The organism is Cyclobacterium salsum (genome assembly GCF_010119245.1).
GTDB lineage: Bacteria > Bacteroidota > Bacteroidia > Cytophagales > Cyclobacteriaceae > Cyclobacterium > Cyclobacterium salsum.
In genome coordinates this window covers 75,241-95,227 of sequence record NZ_WNKG01000010.1, presented here as the reverse complement: position 1 = coordinate 95,227, position 19,987 = coordinate 75,241, and the positions used below count along the sequence as shown (strand labels likewise).

General features: G+C 48.9%; 15 protein-coding genes and 2 tRNA genes. 5 read left to right on the top strand and 12 right to left on the bottom strand.

Annotated features, from left to right (window positions below; translation table 11 throughout):
* Nucleotides 1–202 precede the first annotated feature (202 nt).
* From GJS45_RS17935 to GJS45_RS17925, 3 genes are read right to left on the bottom strand one after another with little or no spacing between them, the layout of a single operon-like run.
* Complete coding sequence (locus GJS45_RS17935) at nucleotides 203–1,270, bottom strand: NHL repeat-containing protein (protein ID WP_162343251.1); 1,068 nt, start codon at nucleotides 1,268–1,270, stop codon at nucleotides 203–205.
* An 11-nt stretch (nucleotides 1,271–1,281) separates the two neighbouring features.
* Entirely contained in the window at nucleotides 1,282–2,736 is a 1,455-nt protein-coding gene (locus GJS45_RS17930; protein WP_162343250.1) for a DUF1501 domain-containing protein, read from the bottom strand.
* A gap of 11 nt (nucleotides 2,737–2,747) precedes the next feature.
* Nucleotides 2,748–5,996 (bottom strand): DUF1553 domain-containing protein, encoded by a 3,249-nt coding sequence (locus GJS45_RS17925; protein WP_162343249.1) that lies wholly within the window; start codon nucleotides 5,994–5,996, stop codon nucleotides 2,748–2,750.
* 144 nt (nucleotides 5,997–6,140) lie between these two features.
* Here GJS45_RS17925 and GJS45_RS17920 point away from each other — a divergent pair, with 144 nt between their 5' ends.
* The gene (locus GJS45_RS17920; protein WP_162343248.1) at nucleotides 6,141–7,379 is read left to right on the top strand and encodes a hypothetical protein; all 1,239 of its coding nucleotides are present in this window, start codon (nucleotides 6,141–6,143) and stop codon (nucleotides 7,377–7,379) included.
* A gap of 293 nt (nucleotides 7,380–7,672) precedes the next feature.
* Here the strand turns inward: GJS45_RS17920 and GJS45_RS17915 are convergent, their stop codons facing one another.
* The 3 genes from GJS45_RS17915 to GJS45_RS17905 all read right to left on the bottom strand — a co-directional run bounded on the left by GJS45_RS17915 (nucleotide 7,673) and on the right by GJS45_RS17905 (nucleotide 10,310).
* A complete protein-coding gene (locus tag GJS45_RS17915; RefSeq protein ID WP_162343247.1) occupies nucleotides 7,673–8,824 on the bottom strand; it encodes a DUF4221 family protein in 1,152 nt (383 codons plus the stop codon).
* A gap of 69 nt (nucleotides 8,825–8,893) precedes the next feature.
* Nucleotides 8,894–9,670 carry a copper resistance protein NlpE N-terminal domain-containing protein gene (locus GJS45_RS17910; protein WP_162343246.1) on the bottom strand — a complete coding sequence of 259 codons (777 nt, stop codon included), beginning with the start codon at nucleotides 9,668–9,670 and terminating at the stop codon, nucleotides 8,894–8,896.
* Nucleotides 9,671–9,770: 100 nt separating this feature from the next.
* The gene (locus GJS45_RS17905) at nucleotides 9,771–10,310 is read right to left on the bottom strand and encodes an RNA methyltransferase (RefSeq protein ID WP_162343245.1); all 540 of its coding nucleotides are present in this window, start codon (nucleotides 10,308–10,310) and stop codon (nucleotides 9,771–9,773) included.
* 131 nt (nucleotides 10,311–10,441) lie between these two features.
* On the opposite strand from GJS45_RS17905, the gene mutS reads away from it, so the two are divergent.
* The 4 genes from mutS to GJS45_RS17885 all read left to right on the top strand — a co-directional run bounded on the left by mutS (nucleotide 10,442) and on the right by GJS45_RS17885 (nucleotide 14,727).
* A complete protein-coding gene (gene mutS, locus GJS45_RS17900) occupies nucleotides 10,442–13,042 on the top strand; it encodes a DNA mismatch repair protein MutS (protein WP_162343244.1) in 2,601 nt (866 codons plus the stop codon).
* Nucleotides 13,043–13,180: 138 nt separating this feature from the next.
* Nucleotides 13,181–13,256 (top strand) — tRNA-Gly (locus tag GJS45_RS17895).
* 87 nt (nucleotides 13,257–13,343) lie between these two features.
* Nucleotides 13,344–13,427 (top strand) — tRNA-Leu (locus tag GJS45_RS17890).
* 70 nt (nucleotides 13,428–13,497) lie between these two features.
* On the top strand, nucleotides 13,498–14,727 hold the full coding sequence (locus GJS45_RS17885; protein ID WP_162343243.1) for a tyrosine-type recombinase/integrase: 1,230 nt from the start codon (nucleotides 13,498–13,500) through the stop codon (nucleotides 14,725–14,727).
* A 9-nt stretch (nucleotides 14,728–14,736) separates the two neighbouring features.
* On the opposite strand, the gene GJS45_RS17880 is transcribed toward GJS45_RS17885, so the two are convergent.
* Genes GJS45_RS17880 through GJS45_RS17855 form a run of 6 tightly spaced genes read right to left on the bottom strand, consistent with a single transcriptional unit; the run spans nucleotide 14,737 to nucleotide 19,972 of the window.
* On the bottom strand, nucleotides 14,737–15,198 hold the full coding sequence (locus GJS45_RS17880; RefSeq protein ID WP_162343242.1) for a hypothetical protein: 462 nt from the start codon (nucleotides 15,196–15,198) through the stop codon (nucleotides 14,737–14,739).
* Complete coding sequence (locus GJS45_RS17875) at nucleotides 15,195–16,262, bottom strand: NHL repeat-containing protein (protein WP_162343241.1); 1,068 nt, start codon at nucleotides 16,260–16,262, stop codon at nucleotides 15,195–15,197. Before GJS45_RS17875 ends, GJS45_RS17880 begins: the two co-directional genes overlap by 4 nt.
* Nucleotides 16,259–18,535: a hypothetical protein gene (locus GJS45_RS17870; RefSeq protein ID WP_162343240.1), complete on the bottom strand. Its 2,277-nt coding sequence runs from the start codon at nucleotides 18,533–18,535 to the stop codon at nucleotides 16,259–16,261. The genes GJS45_RS17875 and GJS45_RS17870 overlap by 4 nt, the downstream gene beginning before the upstream one ends.
* Nucleotides 18,536–19,033 carry a hypothetical protein gene (locus tag GJS45_RS17865; RefSeq protein ID WP_162343239.1) on the bottom strand — a complete coding sequence of 166 codons (498 nt, stop codon included), beginning with the start codon at nucleotides 19,031–19,033 and terminating at the stop codon, nucleotides 18,536–18,538.
* Complete coding sequence (locus GJS45_RS17860) at nucleotides 19,030–19,446, bottom strand: DUF5675 family protein (protein WP_162343238.1); 417 nt, start codon at nucleotides 19,444–19,446, stop codon at nucleotides 19,030–19,032. Before GJS45_RS17860 ends, GJS45_RS17865 begins: the two co-directional genes overlap by 4 nt.
* Entirely contained in the window at nucleotides 19,433–19,972 is a 540-nt protein-coding gene (locus tag GJS45_RS17855) for a phage holin family protein (protein ID WP_162343237.1), read from the bottom strand. Before GJS45_RS17855 ends, GJS45_RS17860 begins: the two co-directional genes overlap by 14 nt.
* Nucleotides 19,973–19,987 lie beyond the last annotated feature (15 nt).

Genomic DNA, 19,987 nt, shown 5'->3' with positions numbered 1-19,987 from the left:
GGGTTTACAAATCCCCTCTATCTGTACCACGGAATTACAAATTCGGAGGAGCTAGGTTCGGCAATGCAATTTCCAACAGCCCGAATCATCTAATCATCGTACCATCACATCATCAGACCATTAAAAACCGCCATTTCAATTTGTTGGGGCGTAGTGGGTTTTATGCATGAGAAAAACGTCGTACCTGCCAAAGGGTAAAAAATTAAACCCGGTGCAACTTATACGGATACACCCCATCGGCATTCCACTGGCAAACATACAGGTTTTTGTCCCGATCCAGGCAGACATCGTGGCAATGCTTGAATACCGCTTGTTCCTGTAGCATGAGTGTCAATTTTCCATTTTCATACTGAGGCTCCGTTCCTCCCGGATTGGAGACTACCCGGTTTTCCTTGTCCAGAATGGTCACAAATCCCCTGTTCAGTTGCATGTTATAATTGCCCTCCGTCATGCCAAAGCAGACCCCGGAATACAGGTTTTCTCCGTCCAGCACCGGCCGGCTGATAAAGGCTCCCGGCAGGTAATGTTCTTCCAAATACTCCCCGGAAAGGGTAAATCGTTTGAAGGTATTTTTGATGCGGGCAGAAACCAGTAGCGTAGGATCACCGGGACTGCGGTAGTCGATGGCCACTCCGTGCGCCTGTTTGAATTTATCGGGCTGCAGAAAACTGTCGCCTCCAAATTTCCGGATAAAATTGCCCGCCGCGTCGAATTGCAAAATGAATTGCGCGCCGTAACCATCCGCCACGTAGATGTCACCGTTTGGACCGATGGCCGTTTCCGTTGGCCGGTAGGGCATTTTTTCATCGTAGGCGCCAATGGTGGCGGGATGCGGTAGTTCCAGTAGCACCCGGCCCTCCAGGCTGCATTTGACTACCTTTCCCTGGCCGGTGTCGGTGATGAATAAAAATTGTTCCCCTCCTTCATCGGACAGGGTCAATCCATGGGCACCCGGAAAATCCAAGGTCCAGCTATCCACTAACCTTCCCGAAGGCTCGTAGATCAGGATGTTGTTTTGGGGATGATCGGTTAATAGGATCAACCGGTTTTTTTGGTCCAACACCATCTCGTGACAGTTTTTGACCGGGAAGCGGCTGGATTCGGCCCGACTCCAGTTTTTTTCTACCCGATACCGGAAATCGCCATGGCCCAACACTTCCTCCTCCAGTTTGGGCCGGGCCGGTAGGATATGAAAGAGCGGCAGGCCGGAAGCTACTAGCGTGGCTCCTCCTGCGAACGACTGTTGAATAAATTTTCTTCGGCTGCGCATCGTATGTTGGGTTAGGCCAAAATATCGTTTACCACCTGCCCGTGAACGTCCGTCAGTCGGAAGCGCCTGCCCTGGTGTTTGAAGGTAAGCTTTTCGTGGTCAATCCCCAGCAGGTGAAGCAGGGTGGCTTGAAAATCATGCACGTGAACGGGATTCTGGGCCACGTTATAGCTGAATTCGTCCGTTTCCCCATAGACCATGCCCTTTTTTACCCCGGCTCCGGCCATCCACATGGTAAAACAGCCCGGATGGTGGTCCCGTCCGTAGTTGTCGGCCGTCAGCCTGCCCTGGGAAAAGCTGGTGCGCCCGAATTCTCCTCCCCAGACCACCAGGGTGTCTTCGAGTAATCCCCGTTGTTTGAGATCCTGGATCAAGCCCGCCGTAGCCTGATCGGTGCTGAGTGCCTGCCTTTTGATGCCTTTGGGTAAGTTGCCGTGTTGATCCCAGCCCATGTGGTACAGCTGAATAAATTTAACGTCCCGCTCGGCCAGCCTTCTCGCCTGTAGGCAATTGGAGGCGTAAGTGCCGGGTATCCGGGCATCTTCTCCGTACAATTCGTAGATGTAATCCGGTTCGTTGGAGGTGTCCACCGCATCCGGAACGGAGTTCTGCATTTTGTAGGCCATTTCGTACTGGCTGATTTTGGATTGGATTTCCGGATCCTGCCAGATGTCAAATTGCTGCTCGTTTAATTGCCGGATATGGTCCAGGGCCCTTCTTCGGTCATGGTCCTGTACGCCATGGGGGTTATTGAGGTACAATACCGGGTCTTTACCCGATCGGAATTGGATGCCCTGATGGTGGGAAGGCAGGAATCCATTGCTCCAGGCGGTGGAATTCAGGGGTTGAGCACCCGAACTCTTGGATAACAATACCACAAAGTTGGGCAGGTTTTCGTTGTCGCTGCCCAGTCCGTAGCTCAGCCAGGAACCAATGGAAGGCCTGCCGCTGAGCTGAGAACCCGTCTGCATAAACATGACGGCGGGTTCGTGGTTGATGGCTTCCGTAATCATGGATTTGACGATGCAGAGCTCGTCCACTACCTGTGATGTGTAGGGAAACAAATCGCTTACCCAGGCTCCAGATTGGCCGTATTGCTTGAAATCATAGATGGACTTCACCAGGGGAAAGGTGGACTGATCGGCCACCATGCCCGAATTTCGCTGGGTGCCCTGCACGGAAGGGGGGATTTCTTTCCCATGCCATTTGGCCAGGGAGGGCTTGTAATCAAAAGTTTCCAGCTGCGAGGGTCCCCCGGATTGAAAAAGGTAGATCACGCGTTTTGCCTTTGCGGGGAAATGGGTGCCATTCAATATGCCTCCCAGTCCCGGATCGCCCAGGCTTCCACCCCATGCTCCCGTTTGTCCCAAGAGACTGGAAAGGGCGATGGAACCAAATCCCAGGGAGGCTTTTTTCAAGAACCCCCTTCTGCTTTCTCCAAATTCGGTATGATCGTATCGACTCATTTTCTTCGTGTTTATCTGATGGTGTATCCGTCCGTGGTATTCATGATACCGTTGATAACGGTAGCCAGGGCTGCCACCTGAACGGGATCCAGGTTCGGTTTGGTGGGATGGCTCCCGGTGCTTAAATAGGCCAGCGCTTCATTTTTATTTTGGGAAAACCGCTCGGTCTCCTCCGTGTAAAACTGGTGTAAAATCTCTTTTTCTTTGGGGTTCGGCTGTCGGCCGGTACTCAATTGAAACGCGTTTTCCAGACGCTGTTCCGGCTTGTATGTTGCAATCAGTTTTTCTGCCGTTACCCGTGCTGCTTCCACGAACTGAGGATCATTTAGCAGCACCAGGGCCTGCAGGGGCGTACTGGTTTCGGAGCGTTTTACGGTACATTCTGCCCGGTCCCCTACATCAAAGATCATCATGGAAGGAGGGGCGGAAGTTCGTTTCCAAATGGTGTAGAGGCTTCTGCGGTACAGCCCTTCCCCCGGTTCCTGCAGGTAGCGATACCGCCAGGATTTGGTGCTGATTTCGTCCCATAGCCCTTCCGGCTGGTAGGGGTAAGCACTTTCACCTCCGATTTTGGGGGTTAAAAGTCCACTTATGGCCAGGGCATTGTCCCGGATCATCTCTGCCGTCATGCGAAAGCTGGGGCCCCGGGCCAACAAAACGTTTTCTGGATCTCTCTCCTGCAATTCTGGGCTGGTTTTGGAGGATTGTCGGTAAGTGGCCGACATCGCTATCAACTTGTGCATTTTTTTGATGTCCCAGCCAGATTCGCGAAAGGTCACCGCCAGCCAGTCCAACAGCTCGGGATGGCTGGGCATGCTGCCCTGATTGCCAAAATCATCCGAGGTTTTTACCAGTCCATTGCCGAAATGCATCTGCCAGAGGCGGTTGACAAATACCCTTGCGGTCAGCGGATTTTGCGGTTCGACCAGCCATTGGGCGAGGCCCAGCCGGTTTTGTGGGTAGTCGGAGGATTCGTCATGCAAGACCACCTCGGGAACGTTGGGGTAGACCTGTTCGGTGGGGGCACTGTACAGGCCCCGGTCCAGCATATAAGTGGGTCTGGGTTCGGGAAGATCCCCCATTACCATGATTTCGGGGATGTCGTTAGTATGTTCCGCCCGTTGCTTCCGGTATTCCCACACCGATTTTCGCAGCTTTTTGGCCGGTTCGTTGGCTGATTTAAACACATGCTGCCGGATGAGTTCCCGCTCGGAGGTATTTTGCGGGTTTTCGATCAGGGTTTTTGCTTTTTCCGGGTCGTTGGCAAATTGCACTTCCAGCGCGGTCAGCTCCCGCTTGTAAATTTTCAACTCGTCCAGGCCTCCGTTGAGGAAGGTTTTCATCTTGTCTCGTACGCCCAGGACAAAGCCTCTAAAGCCATAGGTATGGATATCCGGTTCAAACAGGATGGACTTGTAAATGTGATCCGCTTCCACTTCTACCGGCACTTTTTCTCCATTCAGGTAAATGCCGATACCGGAAGCCTTGCCCATGCCATCGTAGGTAATGCTGATATTGGACCATTCTTTTGGTGGGATGGGATCCCGGGTTTTTACCTGCAGGGCATTGGTGGGCCAACTGTAGGCCATGATGAAATTGAGGCGGTTGTCTTCCAGGAACAGCGAGTACCCTTTCAGCCCCAGCCGGATATCCTCGCAGTGAGTAAATAAGACGGCTTCTTTGTAAAGGGTATCCGGGAAGACGGAGAGGGAAACGGAAAAGGGATCCGTTTGGTCAAACCAGCCTACTTTTTCGGGAAGGGAAAGGGTGGTAAAATCGTTGATAAAGATGCCCTTACCGCGTACTCCTTCCGCAATATCGGGTTCGCGTATAAGCGCGGGACCGGGGTTTCCAGACCAGCCCGGATTTTTAAAGGATTTGCTATCCGGCTGTGGCATCAATTGGTCAAAATCGTAGGAAGCCACCAGGCCCTGGGTTTGCTGCTTCGTCAGATCCGCATGCAGGGCTTCGGGGCTGGGCTGCCCGGCAGTCGGGTCCGTTTCAGCCAATTCCTGCAGCTCGGATTCCGTCGTGTGAATTTGCTTGTCCAGATAATCTAAAAGTTTATCCTGCTCCTCATTGGTCAGCAGCAGGGAAGGACCGGGTACCTGTCCCGGGCCGTAAACGGCCGTTCCCAGTTCGTTGGTGCTATTGAAGTAGGCGGAAAATTCGTAGTAATCCTTCTGGCTGATGGGATCGTATTTGTGGTCGTGACAACGGGCGCACTCCATACTGAGTCCCAGAATGGCTTTTCCAACGGTATTGGTGCGGTCGGCCACGTACTCTGCCCGGTATTCTTCAAAGACGATGCCTGCTTCTGAGTTTCGTTTATGCAGCCGGTTAAAGGCCGTAGCGAGTATGCTCTCCTGGCTGGGATTTTCGATCAGGTCCCCGGCAATTTGCCAGGTAATAAACTGATCATAGGGCATGTTTTGGTTAAATGTCTCGATCACCCAATCGCGGTAGGGGCTGAAGTCCCGGTGTTTGTCATCCAGGTAGCCGTCTGAATCGGCATAGCGGGCCACGTCCATCCAATCTGCCGCCATGCGCTCCCCGTAGGCTGGAGAAGCCAGTAACCTGTCCACCAGTTTTTCATAGGCATCTTCGGAAGTATCCGAAACGAATTGCTCAATTTCCTCCAGGCTAGGGGGAAGTCCGGTCAAGTCAAAGCTTAGGCGACGAATCAACATCTCCTTGCTGGCTGCGGGGGAAGGTTGCAAACCAGACGCCTGCAGCTTTTCGGCGACAAAAGGGTCTATTTCATTCCGAGCCCAATCATCGGTTTCGACGTTTGGTTGCTCCGCTATTTCCGGTGGGATAAAGGACCAGTGCGGTTTGTATTCGGCACCCTGCTCGACCCACTTGGTGAGGATGGCAATTTCCTCCGTGCTGAGGCTAAGGTTGGAATCCGGTGGAGGCATAACCAGTTCCTTGTCCTCCGACAGGATGCGGCTTACCAGCTCACTTTTGGCGGGTTTACCGGGTACGATGGCATGGTTGCGGGTGTTGCTTTTTAGTGCGGCAAAGGCAAATTCCTCCCGATCCAGCCGGAGGTCGGCTTCCTGATTGGCTGCGTCCGGACCATGACAGGCAAAGCATTTGTCGGAAAGGATGGGCTTGACGTGGTAATTGAAGTCGATGGCCTCGGGTAGTTCCTGGTATGCCTCCTGGATTTTCTCCGGTGTTTCCCAGCTGCAACCGACCCAGCCCAGGGACAAAGCGATGAGCGGCAAAAGATGGTTGAAGCGGCGAGTTTTCATGGCTATTGGGAATTTGACTAGTTTTTTGACTTTTGGGTATTTTCCAAATATACTTGGAAAAATCCGGGCAATGCAAGGCAAAAAACCGTTTTGTTAACTGTTAAAGTTATTGATTATCTTTAAGAAATAAAAGAAAAGTACGGGATGGAGAAGGCTGTTTTTCTGGAACTTACGGAAAAGATCATCAAGAGTAAGGGTTTTGGGCGATCCACTACCTATGCCAATTTACTGCGGTTTCTGGTTCGTTGTTCCCTGGATGAGGATGCGCCCAAAGAGACGATTATCGCGGCCGAAGTGTTTGGTAAGCCGGATTTTGATCCTTCGGAGAGCACCCTCATACGGGTATATGTGTACAAATTGCGGGAAAAATTGCGCAATTATTACGTTGCGGAGGGTAGGGGGGATCCATACCGGCTGCGCATACCCAAGGGGAGCTACGGTATCGTGTTTGAGAAGGCGAAGTATCAAGCCGGAATTTTGCGCCTCGTTCAGAAGAAAACCGTTCGGATCGGCCTGATCGGTGGGATTCTTACCAGCCTGTTGCTGCTGGCCTGGTTTCAGCTGGGGCGGGGCGAGCACGGCTCTCTACAGGAAAGTACCTGGTCTGATTTGGTCAACAATGGTTTTCCGACGGCGGTATTTTTGGGGGATCTGTTTATCTACCTGGAAGAGGACAGTCTCGCCGGCATGAGCCGAACCATCCGTGATCCCGATATCAACGGGCTGTCTGATTTTGCTTTTTTTCGGAAGGATGATCGCCGGGAGGGTGTGCAAACCACCGCCTTGTCCTATGGCCTGCTGATTCGGGGCAGCTTGCAATGGATCAAGGACCTCACCCGCTTATTTGATGCGGCCGGGCATTTTTTTTCCATCCGGACCATTTCCCGTTTCAATCCCAAAGAATTGCAGGACCAGAATTTTGTGGTGGTGGGCATGATCAAAACCCTGGGCCTATTCAAAGATTATTTTAAGTACTCGCATTTTGCCTACGAGGAAACGGAAGAGGCATTGGTACTGAGAGAGGGTGAGTCAACTGAAAGGCGTGTTTTTTCTCCCACCGGCGATCCGGACGGGTACCATACCGATTATGGATTCATGGCCAAATTTCCCGGGCCAAACCAAAATACCGTTTATCTTTTCTGTGGTCTTTGGGATACCGGAGCTACACAAAGCCTGAAAAACTTCACGGATGCCTCGCTGCGGCAATCCATAGAAGCTGAAATCGCCGCGCGATTGGGCGAAGTGCCTGCGTATTTTGAAGTGCTTTTTGAAGTTTCAGGAATTGACCGCACCGAGCTCAGCACCCAATTGATTCATGTATTTGCACTGGAAGAACCGGCATCGTTCTGGGTAGATCCGGGTGGTGATAGCTTAAACCGTTGAGGTCTTTGGGACCTCGACGGTTTTTTTAGTGTACGTCCTGCTGAAAGACCTTCGGGGTTGGGAAAACCCCAAAGGTAAGGATTCTTCTATAACCTTTGAGGTCTTCGAGACCTCGACGGTTTTTTTAGTGTACGTCCTGCGAAAGACCTTCGGGGTTGGGAAAACCCCAAAGGTCAGGATTCTTCTATAACCTTTGAGGTCTTCGAGACCTCGAAGGTTTTTTCGTGAACGTATTGCGGAACGACCTTCGGGGTTGGAGAAACCCCAAAGGTCATAACCTTTGAAGTATTCCCTTACCAGGAAATATCCATTCGGACAAAGCCCATTTCATCTTCCAGATTTTCGAAGAGCCATAGCTTGCCGTCTTTGGCAAAATAAAAAGGAGGATACTTGTTCATTGCGGTTAGTTGACCTTCACTTACCGGATTGAAATCTTTGTCCAAAACGGTCAAGAAGACAGTTGCCCCGCTTGTTTCCCGCATAAAGCGGCCTTCGGGAATGGGTTGGGAGTCGTCAAACTCCATCCGGAAAGCCAGGCGGTAATACACCTGCTTTTTTTCGTCCCAAACCGGAGCGGCAAAGTTGATGTCAGATTGGATTTTCTCGTGAATGACCCGCATTTCGCTTTGACTACTCACCTCTGCCGGATATTCTCCGCTCTTTTCCGGAGGGAGGAGTTCACTCGCATAGCGTACCAGGCGGAATTCTTCAGCCTCTGGATCCAGTACATAAAGCTCATGTCCTACCCCGGTTCCAAAAATAAGCTTTCCATTTTCTACCTTTCCAAACCGGTAGGTGCCCAGCCCCATTCTTGACTCCCCATCGTTGAGCATGATTTCAAATTTGGAAGCCTTTTCAATTTCTGGCGTTACAAAGCTGGTTATTTGGTTCTGCTCCCGATCAATTAACACCAGTTTGGCGGTTTTCTTTTCCCAGTTGGTCACCATGCCCGCAAAGCGCTCAGCCTTTCCGTCAATACTCAATGGAGCCAGGATATTATCGCGCTCCTCCAGCCTTTCGTCATCCGCACCCATTTTGGCCAATTCAAACTGCTCCAGCTTTTTTCCCTGATCATTTATGATATTGTCTTGCCCATAGCTGCAAAATAAAAAGCGGTCTTCACCAATGAGTTCAAGGCTTCGAAAGTAGGCTCCCAACCCATTGGGTCCTTCCTTGTCCAGGGTGATTTTACTGACAAATTTAAGTTCGTCCAGGTCGATTTTCTCGATGCTGTATTCCTGGTAATTGAAATTGTAGAGGTATTTTTTGTCCGGAGTCAGCTTGGCATGGTACAGACCCGAGTTTAGAAAAAGGATCTCCTCTCCCGGGTGGATCATGACGGTATCCATCTGCAAATCGAATTGGTCTCCGGAATCGGATTGGTTTTCGGAGGATTGGCAGGCAGCGAGAGCCAGAGACAGGCCAAAAATGAAGGAGTATTTCATCAGCAAGTTAATTTGAGACTAAAAAATTAGCCGATAAATTTTAAATTTCCTAAGAAATCAAGGGAATTTTTACTCATCCCCGGACTTTTTAGTAAAAGTAAGCAGCAGCCTGTTGTCCTCATCCCTTAACTCCAGCGTATCCGCCTCCAGCCGGTAGTACCGCACCTGTTCCAAATAGGCGAAAAAGAAATTTTCTGCCTGCATCTCGCTCTCACAGTATTTTTGGGTCCTGCCAATCTTTCCAAGTTCCAGCCCGTTTCCGGTTTCAAGCTCATATACGCCAAAAAAGTTGTTGCAGCCACCAAACCCGTGCAGACGGCTGCTTTCTTTCTCCAGAAAAACAAAGATCTCCCCGGGGTTCCAGTCTTCTGCTGGAAACTTTTCCATCGCCGTGAGTACCCATTTGGCATCCAGCAAGGGGTGGTTGGTTTTGGCAACGACCTTTTTCAACACATAGTGGGCTGCCAGCTCTCCGGAAATCCGGTTGCCTTCACTGTCCAGGTGAAAAAGTTGATTTTCTCCTACCAGGTATTGATTGGGGGCATCTGTAATGCCGGTTAGGCTGATGGTGTTGCCAGCTGAATTCCATTCAAAACGCCCTTCCTGCCGGTATTCCTCCCCACTCTTTCCCAGATACCGGGTGGCTTTCACGTATTTTCCTTCCCGGTCCAGGCTGATGGAGGTAGCGATCCCCTCGCAGTCAGCGCAGGGAAGGGTACCTTCATAGGTGCCTTCCCAGTCCAGGGAGTTGGCACTGGTATCTCCAGTGACAGGAGCCTGTTGGGTTTTACAACCTGCCACCCAGCCCAAGGCCGTCAAAAGAAGCAAAAAAAAGAATTTTTTCATAAGTTCATCTGATATAATTGACAACTGAATTTACGAATTAGTTATTAATTAAGATGAATTTTTAAGAAAAAATGTCGGGGTCCAAGGGGCTGCTTCGAGATCAAGAATCCAGGCCCTGGGTTTTATTGACCAGGTCCCAAAGGGCAATGCCCATGGAGACGGAAATATTTAAGGAATGCTTGGTGCCCAATTGCGGGATTTCCAACACCTCATCTGCATGCTCCAGGACTTCCTCTTCCACACCAAATACCTCATTACCAAAAACCAGGGCATAGGCTTGATCGGGTTTGGGTTGGAAGCGGTTCAGAGGGGTGCTGTGGGAGGCTTGCTCCAGCACGCAAATTTGATAACCATCCTTCCTGAGTTCCCTTACCAGTTCCACGGTGTTTTCCCGGTATTCCCAGGATACCGATTCGGTGGCACCCAGGGCGGTTTTGTGAATTTCCCGGTGGGGAGGGCTACCGGTAATGCCACAGAGGAAAATTTTTTCCACTAAAAAAGCATCTGCGGTTCGAAAGGCCGAGCCCACGTTATTCAGACTGCGAACATTGTCCAGTATCAGTACAATGGGATTTTTTGTGGCTTTCTTGAATGCCTCGACCGATAGCCGGTTAAGTTCATCCATGCTTCGTTTTCTCATTCTCGGATGGGGTTTGGGCTGCAAAGATAGGGGTTATCCGAAATAGTAGAAAGTCCTAATTTCGGAGCGGTATTTTTGTTTATGGGAAGGATCAAGTAAATTCAGGGTTTATTTAAACAAGACAAATTCACATGGCGAAAGCAGCGGTGAAGGAAACCCCTTTAATGAAACAGTACAATGCCATTAAGGCAAAGCATCCCGGAGCAATTTTGCTTTTTCGGGTAGGGGATTTTTATGAAACCTTCGGGGAAGATGCCATCAAAGCGAGCAAAATCCTGGATATTGTCTTGACCAAACGGGCAAACGGTTCTGCTTCCCATATAGAATTGGCGGGTTTTCCGCACCATTCCCTGGAGGCTTACTTGCCTAAATTGGTCCGGGCCGGCAATCGGGTTGCCATTTGCGATCAGCTCGAAGATCCCCGGGAGGTAAAGGGGATTGTGAAAAGAGGCGTAACGGAGCTGGTTACTCCCGGTTTGGCATATAACGACAACGTCCTGGATAAGCGACGGAATAATTTTTTGGCCAGTATTCATTTCGCCGGGGACCAGTTGGGAATTGCCTTTCTGGACCTGTCCACGGGTGAATTTATGTGTGCCGAGGGAAAGCAATCCTATATCGAAAAACTGCTGCAAAGTTTTAACCCCTCCGAGGTGATCCATTCCAAGGCTTCCAGAAGCCTTGCCGGAGACCTATTGAAAAACGACTTTACCACCTTCCACTGTGAGGATTGGGTGTACCAGCAGGATTACACCTACGAAAAACTCATCCGTCATTTTGGCACCAACAACCTGAAGGGCTTCGGAATCGAAAACCAGGTGTTGGGTACCATTGCAGCCGGGGCCATTCTCTATTACCTGGAAGAAACCGAGCACAAGGAAGTAAAACACATTGCTTCCATCTCCCGCATAGCGGAAGAAAAATACGTGTGGTTGGATAAGTTTACCATTCGCAACCTGGAGCTCATTTACCCTCAGCAGGACGGGGGCGTTCCCCTGATCCAGATTCTGGACAAAACCCATACCCCAATGGGCAGCCGGATGCTGAAACAATGGATGGTATTGCCTCTGAAGGAAAAGGAACCCATTGAAGAAAGGCAACAGGTGGTCCGGTTTTTTTACCAAAAACCGGAGCTGAGGGAGGAATTGTTTTCCCACCTCAAACAAATCGGAGACCTGGAACGGCTCATCTCCAAGGTAGCGGTGGGCAGGATCAATCCACGTGAAATGAACCACCTGCGAAAGGCCTTGAAAAGCACACTTCCGATCAAGGAATTGCTTTCCAGCCAGGAAAACGGGCCCTTGAAAAAACTAGCGGACCGGCTAAATACCTGTGCCTACCTGCTGGAAAAAATCGAGCGGGAGCTGCTGGAGGATGCCCCCATGTTGACCCATCAGGGAGGCATCATCAAAAATGGAGTCGATCCGGACCTGGACGAATACCGCAAGCTGGCTACCTCGGGTAAGGATTACCTGGTGCAGATCCAGCAGCGGGAAGTCAAAAAAACTGGCATTTCTTCCCTGAAGGTCGCGTTTAACAAGGTTTTTGGTTATTACCTGGAGGTGAGCAACACGCACAAGGACAAGGTGCCGGCAGAATGGATCCGCAAGCAGACCCTGGTCAATGCCGAACGCTACATTACCGAAGAGCTCAAAACCTACGAAGAAAAGATCCTGCATGCGGAAGAAAGGCTGCTGGTGCTGGAACAAAAGTATTTCCAGCTATTGGTACAGGATGCGGGGGATTACGTAGTCCAGATTCAGCAAAATGCTCGGGTGCTGGCCTCCCTGGACTGCCTGTTGAGTTTTGCAGAAGTGGCCTCTGAAAATAACTACTGTGCGCCTAAAATTGCCGATTCGGATACCATTGAGATTCGGGATGGGCGGCATCCGGTGATCGAAAAGCAACTGGGTATCGGGGAGGATTACGTGCCCAACGACACCTTTTTGGATAATTCCACCCAGCAGGTGATCATTATTACCGGCCCAAATATGGCCGGAAAATCGGCATTACTGCGGCAGACGGCCCTGATCGTGCTGATGGCTCAGATGGGAAGTTTTGTGCCGGCAACCTTTGCCCGAATCGGCATGGTGGACAAGGTCTTTACCCGGGTGGGGGCCTCCGATAACCTGTCCAAGGGAGAGTCTACCTTTATGGTGGAAATGACAGAGACGGCTAGTATTCTGAATAACTTATCCGATCGTAGTTTGGTGTTGATGGACGAGATTGGAAGGGGAACGTCCACCTACGATGGGATTTCCATTGCCTGGTCCATCGTCGAATACCTGCACAACCATCTCAAGTGCCGGGCCAAGACCCTATTTGCCACCCACTACCATGAATTGAACCAATTGGCCACGGATTTTCCGAAGGTAAAGAACTTCAATGTTTCGGTAAAAGAGGTAGGTAACAAGGTCGTCTTTATGCGCAAGCTGGAAAAGGGGGGGAGCGAACACAGTTTCGGTATCCATGTGGCCCAGATGGCGGGCATGCCCAATCCGGTGGTACTGCGGGCGGCAGAAATTATGAAATACCTGGAAAAGGACAAGAAATTGCAGCAGCATCAGGACAACATCCGGGACATGCCGAAGAACAATTACCAGTTGAGTCTGTTTGAAATGGATCCGAAATTTAAGGAGGCCAAAGAGCTATTGGATGCGCTGGACATCAATACCATTTCTCCGGTGGAGGCCTTGTTGAAATTGAATGAGGTAAAGAAAATGCTGGAATAAACGTACCCGCTTTAGTTTCAGAGGAGTAGGGGGGCTGTAACAAAAATTTGCATCGGAATATTGGAGATTAGAAATTATGGCGTAAATTTGCCCTCAGATTCACGGAAAAGGGAAACCATTTTGTGAATGATATAATCAGCGAAAGTAGCTCAGCTGGTAGAGCACGACCTTGCCAAGGTCGGGGTCGCGAGTTCGAATCTCGTCTTTCGCTCCAAGAAAAGCCCTGATGCAGGGCTTTCTTCTTTTGCGGGTTCTGGTAAGGGTAAAATCCCGGATTTTACCTAACTTTGAACTTGTTATTGCCGGGATGGTGGAATAGGTAGACACGCAAGACTTAAAATCTTGTGGCCATTAGGCCGTGCGGGTTCGATTCCCGCTCCTGGTACAAATTTTGGCAAAATCGGCCAATACGTCGCTCAAACGGGGAATTTTGTTTCACACAAATTTCACCCGACATGCCCAGACAGGCTATTAAGGCTACTTTTGCAAGTAGTATTTCTCCCTTTTTTCACCCTAACATCGGAGGTATGAGAACCTCCGTCTATTGTAGGATAAAAATTGACCGAGTCAATTCTGATGGTTTTGCTCCTGTTTATCTCCAGGTAATTATCAATTCGAAAAAAACCACGATCTCATTGAAGATTTCATGGCCAGTGGAATTTTTTGATACCAAAGCAGGTGTGTTTTTACCCCGAAAAAAGAAGGATCAACTGGCGAATGATTACAACCTTCTGGTGAATAAGGAGATAGCCAAAATCAACGATATTTTTATGTTCTACCGGCATTCGGACATGGAGCTATCTATTGAGCAGTTTCATAAGGACTTGAAGCGGTACGGTGCAAGGAAGGATTTTATAATCTGGGCAGAAAATGACATTGAAGACCGGTTCAATGCCTTTATGATCGAAAAGCAGACCTATAAAAATGAGCTTTCGGGATTAAGAAAGATTAAATCTTTTAAATCCGAGATCCCATTTTCTGAGATCAACAAGGAATTTTTAGAAACCTTCAAAGCTTGGTTGATTAAACACGAAGGACTCAAGCTTTCATCCACCTGGCGAGTTCTGAAAACCATGACGACATATGTAAGGAGAGCCTATGCATCAGGAATTTCAGTAAACATCGATTCAATAAGTCAATTTTCCATGCCCAAATATCCTGGGAGAAAAGTTTACTTGAAACCCGAGGAGATTGAGAAACTCAAAATTTATTTCAACGAAGACCATATTCCAGAACACCATAAACGGGTACTTTGTCATTTTCTTTTTTCTTGTATATCTGGTCTCAGGTTTTCGGATATCAAACGCGCAAAGTGGTCAGATATCCATGATGATTTACTAATTATTGTCCCCTATAAAACCCGGAAAACCGAGAAGACAATTAAAATCCCTCTTCGAGATGAACATTTTACTTACATCTTAACCCAAAAAGGATATTTATTTGAGACAGTCAGCGACCAGGTGACCAACCGAACATTAAAAGAAATTGCTGCTAATGCTGGCATACGGAAGAATTTAACTACGCACGTAGCCAGGCATACGTTTGCAACGCAGTTCCTGAGAAGGGGAGGGCATGTTGAAGTTTTGCAAAAGCTCATGGGCCATGAAAAAATTTCGACAACTTTGGAATACACCCACGTTGATGATGATAGATTAAGAGAAGAAATGAAGTTTCTTGTTGAGTAGTTCGTAAGTTTAGATATTCTGCAAATCGTAGATTTCCTGCATGTTTACCAGCAGCGCACTATAAACCTTTTCGGCCAGTGTCTCTCCAGGGAAGGCTGTAGCAGGCAAACTTTGCCAATACTGCAGCTGGGTGATGGCTCCCTCCGGGTAATTTCCATTTTCATCTGGGTAAACCAATTCACCGGTATCAGGAAGAACCATGGATCCTCGGGTAGAACTCTTCCAAACTCTTGTCCGGAACATTTCCAGATCATTCCTTTTTTGTGATTCTGTCAGGCTGGTATCCTCCCGAATTACATCGAGTACCGGCCGGTCAAACTCTCCGGCTTCGTCCTTGGTATAAAAGACCAGGCGGATGGAAGCAGTCATTTCCAGATCCTGGTCAATTTCCAGTCTTTCATGCTCCAGACGGATCAGGTAATTGGAATGCCTGTGCTGAATTTTTTGCTCTGAGTAAAGTTCTTCGGTCATAATCCTCTCATGTAAATGGTTGGCTCGTTAGTAACGGGGTCAAATCCATACACCTGGTCGAAGGAGGTAAATTCACCAACATCGTATATTTCCAGGACTTGTGGCATATTATAGGGAGCCAGGTAGAGTTTGCCATTTCCAGCGCTTTTTATAGAACTGTACTTTTCGCCGGTCGTCCCCATATTAAATCCGAATGGAGAGTCGATTCCATCTATCGTTTTGTGACGGATGACGAAGGGGCTATTTGCCGGTGCGCAAAAAAGGTTGCCATCTGGTGCCGGTGTAATTGCAAAATTATTAGCTCCGGGAGAATATGCCTGATAGCCGGATGCTACCCCTTTTACCCCATTGGTGTCATACCAGGTATTTAGATTACCATCAATATGATTTGCGTAATAAATATTTTCGTTGTCTGCAGCCAGGCACATTCCCCAATGAGAATTATTTCCCCCGATATCTTCCGTATTAAAGATTTCTGTAGTATCTGAAACTGGATCATATCTATAGATTCTACGTTTATTTGCCACCGAATTATAAATCTTGTTATCCTTACCAAGAATCGTGGTTCTAAATATAGAACCTGCCACGCTGGATAAATCACTTTCCCCAACAAGGCTGATTTGAAGGCTTACCGGATCAAATTCAATCAGCTGGTTTCTGTCACTGTCACCACCGCCACCAGCTCTCCAACTGTACAATTTCCCATTGGGGTGAAAAGCAATGCCCCTGGCAAGGTCGTAACCTGAATTGATTTCTGTCATCGTATCCGTAGCAGGATCTATTTCCAAATAGGTTAATCGGGCGTTTGGTGCACAATATAACTTGCCGTTTGGATGCGCGCAGATACCCCACCATTTAGCATTTCCCAGGTACTCAGGTCCAATTTCCGTAACGGTGGCATTTTCCGGATCTATTTTCAAAACTCTTGGATGATAATAGGGACAGCAGTACAAGCAACCATTTGCAGCCAGAGTCATTCCCATCGTTTTGCCTCCTCCGGTAAATTCGGGTCCAATGAATCGCATCTTCGGGTCTACTCGTCCAAAAAATTGAATCGCTGTCATGAGGATTGATTTTGGGTGATGGTGTAACTTACTCTAACCACTTCACCATTGTTATCCTTATGGCATATAAACAGGTATTCATTTATCTCTGATGCCACGTGGGTACCTCCGGCATGGTGAAGTACTACGCCGGAAGGGACTGAAATGGATGGCATGATGCTTCGGTTATTCAACACCTTTGCCATACATCCGCTGTTTGCATACGCAGTTGCGATTACCATATTAAAGTTAAGTGGAGTTCCATCATATCCATAGGATCGATTGCAATCAAAACGAATGGTACTGCCCGCTGTGGGCAGATAATCCAATTGATTCCGACTTGTCCATCTAGCACCTGCAGGTAATTCTGCATATCCCTGGCCGTTTCGAAGACTCGAATCTGAAACCGTTTTAGACTTTGGACCGGCAAAATCAAATGTAAGGGTTTGATAGAAGGCAGTTTTTTTGACATAGATAGCGACAACCGTAGGAGCCACCTGCACCAATACGAAATCTCCGCCCCGTGGCGCAATGTCAACCGTCATTAAATGTATCCGATTGGGATCGAACACGCTATTACTAACATTGGTGACAAAATTGACCATCAGAAATCCATTCAACGGCCGCTGCCGATTCGAACTGTAATCAGATGCCCAGCCGATATAGGCAATCTTGAAATCGTAATAGGTGTTTGCCTGGACATCTTGCCGCCAAACTTCCGCATAGAGTTCGTAATCACCCGCCTCATTTTTAGTCTCCGGAGAATCCGGGTTTTGGGGGGAAATGATATTCTCCCCTGAATTTAATCGAAGGATCTGGTGCAGGACCATTTCACCTGCAGGTGGATTGGGAACTACCGGGTCTTCGGATGGAGTGCCAGCCTGATACCCTACCGAATTGGAAGGCTGGGTATAGATCACATCAAACCGGCTATCCGGAGCCTCAGGGGTATCTGCCAATACCACAGGTCCGGTATACTGGTAGGTAACGCCATCCCGCACCCAGGAGGCACCTGTGAGAGTGCCGGAAGTACTGTCGGCCATTTCAAAAACGCCAGGATCAATGATCCTGTCATCTGCAGGAATTTCCAATTCGTTTCTCAGGTATTCCATAATGGTTTGGAAGGTTAGTCCCTTCCATTCCTGTTCCCCGGCTACCTGTACCGGAAAAATGGCATCGGATGGATCTTCCAGTTCCGGAAAGATCCACATCCTAGGTACCAGGTAATACAGCTCCTGGTCCGGACCGATGATCACCAAAATGTCCAGCGGCTCATCCGAGACCCAATCCAGGTACTCCACCTGGCGGGTAAATACAAACTGAAAATCGAATGCTATCAGGTCGTACCTGACGGCTTCAAATTTCGGCTCCCTGGTAAGGACCCTGCGCAGTTCATTGCCCTGAACGAGGTACTTCTGCATGCTGCTGAAAAAATCCTGCGACCAGAACAGCTGACGGCGGCTCCGGAAAAAACCCGTGTTCTTTTCATACGCCTTATCCGGATTGATATCGTACTCGAGCTCGAATTCGTCGAAGAAAATCCCGGTATCAAAATCCTGTTTGTTTAGCAGGGTCTTGGTGCCGGTGAAACGGATGGTGTCGATTCCTCCGAGGGTATTCTCGAAAACAAAAAGGTCGTCAAACTCAAAGACCTGATCTGTGAGTACGTATCGCTGCCGCCAGGTGTTTTCGCCCTCATCGGCATTTTGGATCCAGACATCAAAATACAGCGGCTGCTCATCAAAGAAGCTGTGGATTTTTTCGAAAGTGACATTGACCGTGTGCAGTGATCCGGCCGTGAGAATGTAGGCATCTGCGGTATTGTCCGATCCGTTTTCGAAGAAGGCCTTTACCTTGACCGTGACTTGGTCGATGGCGTAGTAGGAAAGATACTCCGGATCCCGGTACCTGACTTGCTTGGTCTGCGGCTGCCAGGTGAGCCAATTGAGAAAAAGGAAATCCGATGTATTGAAATCCGGACGGTCCACGCCGCCCCTGACAATGCGGAAATCTATCTCCTCATCACCCAGAAGACACTCGATATCCTTCACGGCTCCCGACTGAATGAAGCTGTCCGTATCCGGTACCAGCATCGATAGCTGATCCTCCAGAATCATCCGGAGCGGAATGGTGATATTACCGGCCGCATCGGCTGTGTAATATTCCTCCAGGAGAAGATCCCCGCCGATGGTAATGGAGAAATCATGTCCCGGATCATCTGTGGTGACGATGATATCCGGAAGATTGCCGGCAAAACATAATGCAGGTGGTGCCTGTGTGATGGTGATGGCCATTTAGAATAATTTGAATTTTGGGAGAAATCTCAAGCCCAGAACCAGGACCAGGACACCCAGGGCTACTCCTATCCAAATGAAGAAATTAGGGGTACGGCTGACTTCTTTTTCTTCGTCAATGGTAGAATTGGTATCCTGAAGGTCTTGGCTGGTAACTGATCCGGAGCGGCTCTGATCGGTTTCCTTCTGGTCTAGCTTCCTGATTTCACTGCTTTGGGTGGTATCCCGATGATGGAACCTAACCTGTGATGCTTCGCCCTCAAAGCTGCCATCAGGAGAAATTCGGAACGCTCCCCGGGGGATAATCTCAACGAAGGACTTGGATCCTGTCCTGGTGATGACTGATTCATCAAGTGCAATTGTTTTTTGAAGGTCTTTTTCATCGGTCTGTATGGTTTGATAGGTGTACCTCAGCTCCTTGTCCGAGGTGCTGCGAATGAACTTCTTCTGGGTATTGCAAGCCAGCGATAGGACCACTATTATTAGAAATACCCTCATGATCCGATGACGATTTCGGTTTCGTCCGGAAGCCTTTCCAGCAGTGCCATTTTGGTCTTTATAGAACTGGTGACATCCTGCAGCCCATCTCCATCTATATCGGCCCTGGCCTCGCCGATGGCTATGCATCCCCTGAGCTGACTTACGAAATTCGCCTCATGAATCAGGATCCAGGTGCGTCCCGGCACATCGAGAATGTGAAGGTGATTGCCATACTTGTCACTGTATCGCTTTTTCACCTGGTAGCGGCCTGCCGGAATGCAGGATATATTTTGCTGATTGTCCCTCCAGGGAAGCTCCAGGGTATAGCAAAGGAACACGGAAGCGCCGTTTTCATCCAAGACAAAAAGGCGGCCTTTCGTCTGGTTTGGCGACTGTACGTCTCGGATAAGGGAGAGGCTATTTCGATTCATCCTGTTTGGGTTTAGGTGGATCATTGAAATTTTTGAAATCGCCTGTTTCGTCGAAATCTTTTAGCCTGGCCAGGATAAATTGGGGTACCAGCCTTTTGGATATTTTGCCGGCGTTATTCAAAACAGAAATGGCTTCCTTGATGATGATGGCCACGTAGATAAGTACCTTCATGTAATTACCTCCTGGAATGGTGTCTCCTGAGACAGTGAAATTTTCAAGGACATGGCCGACGATCAGGCAGGAGCTGTAGACGATTATTTTCAAAAGTATATCTCCGAATTTGTCTTTATCAATCTCCCTCCGGATGAGTGCCAAGCCGAAACCTAATGCAGTATCCAGGGACATCAGGACCACGAGCCATTTGAGGTAGTCAAAATCATTAAAAATATATGTCTGAAAGAATAAAAAGACCGGAGTAAGCAGAAGCGCCCACCTACTTTTATCAAAAATGTCTGTGATAATTTCCGCCGATCGCTGAAGCAGGTGAGCATTCATGAGGCTGTTTGATTTGATAGCGTCTGCCATGTACGTCCAACTAAT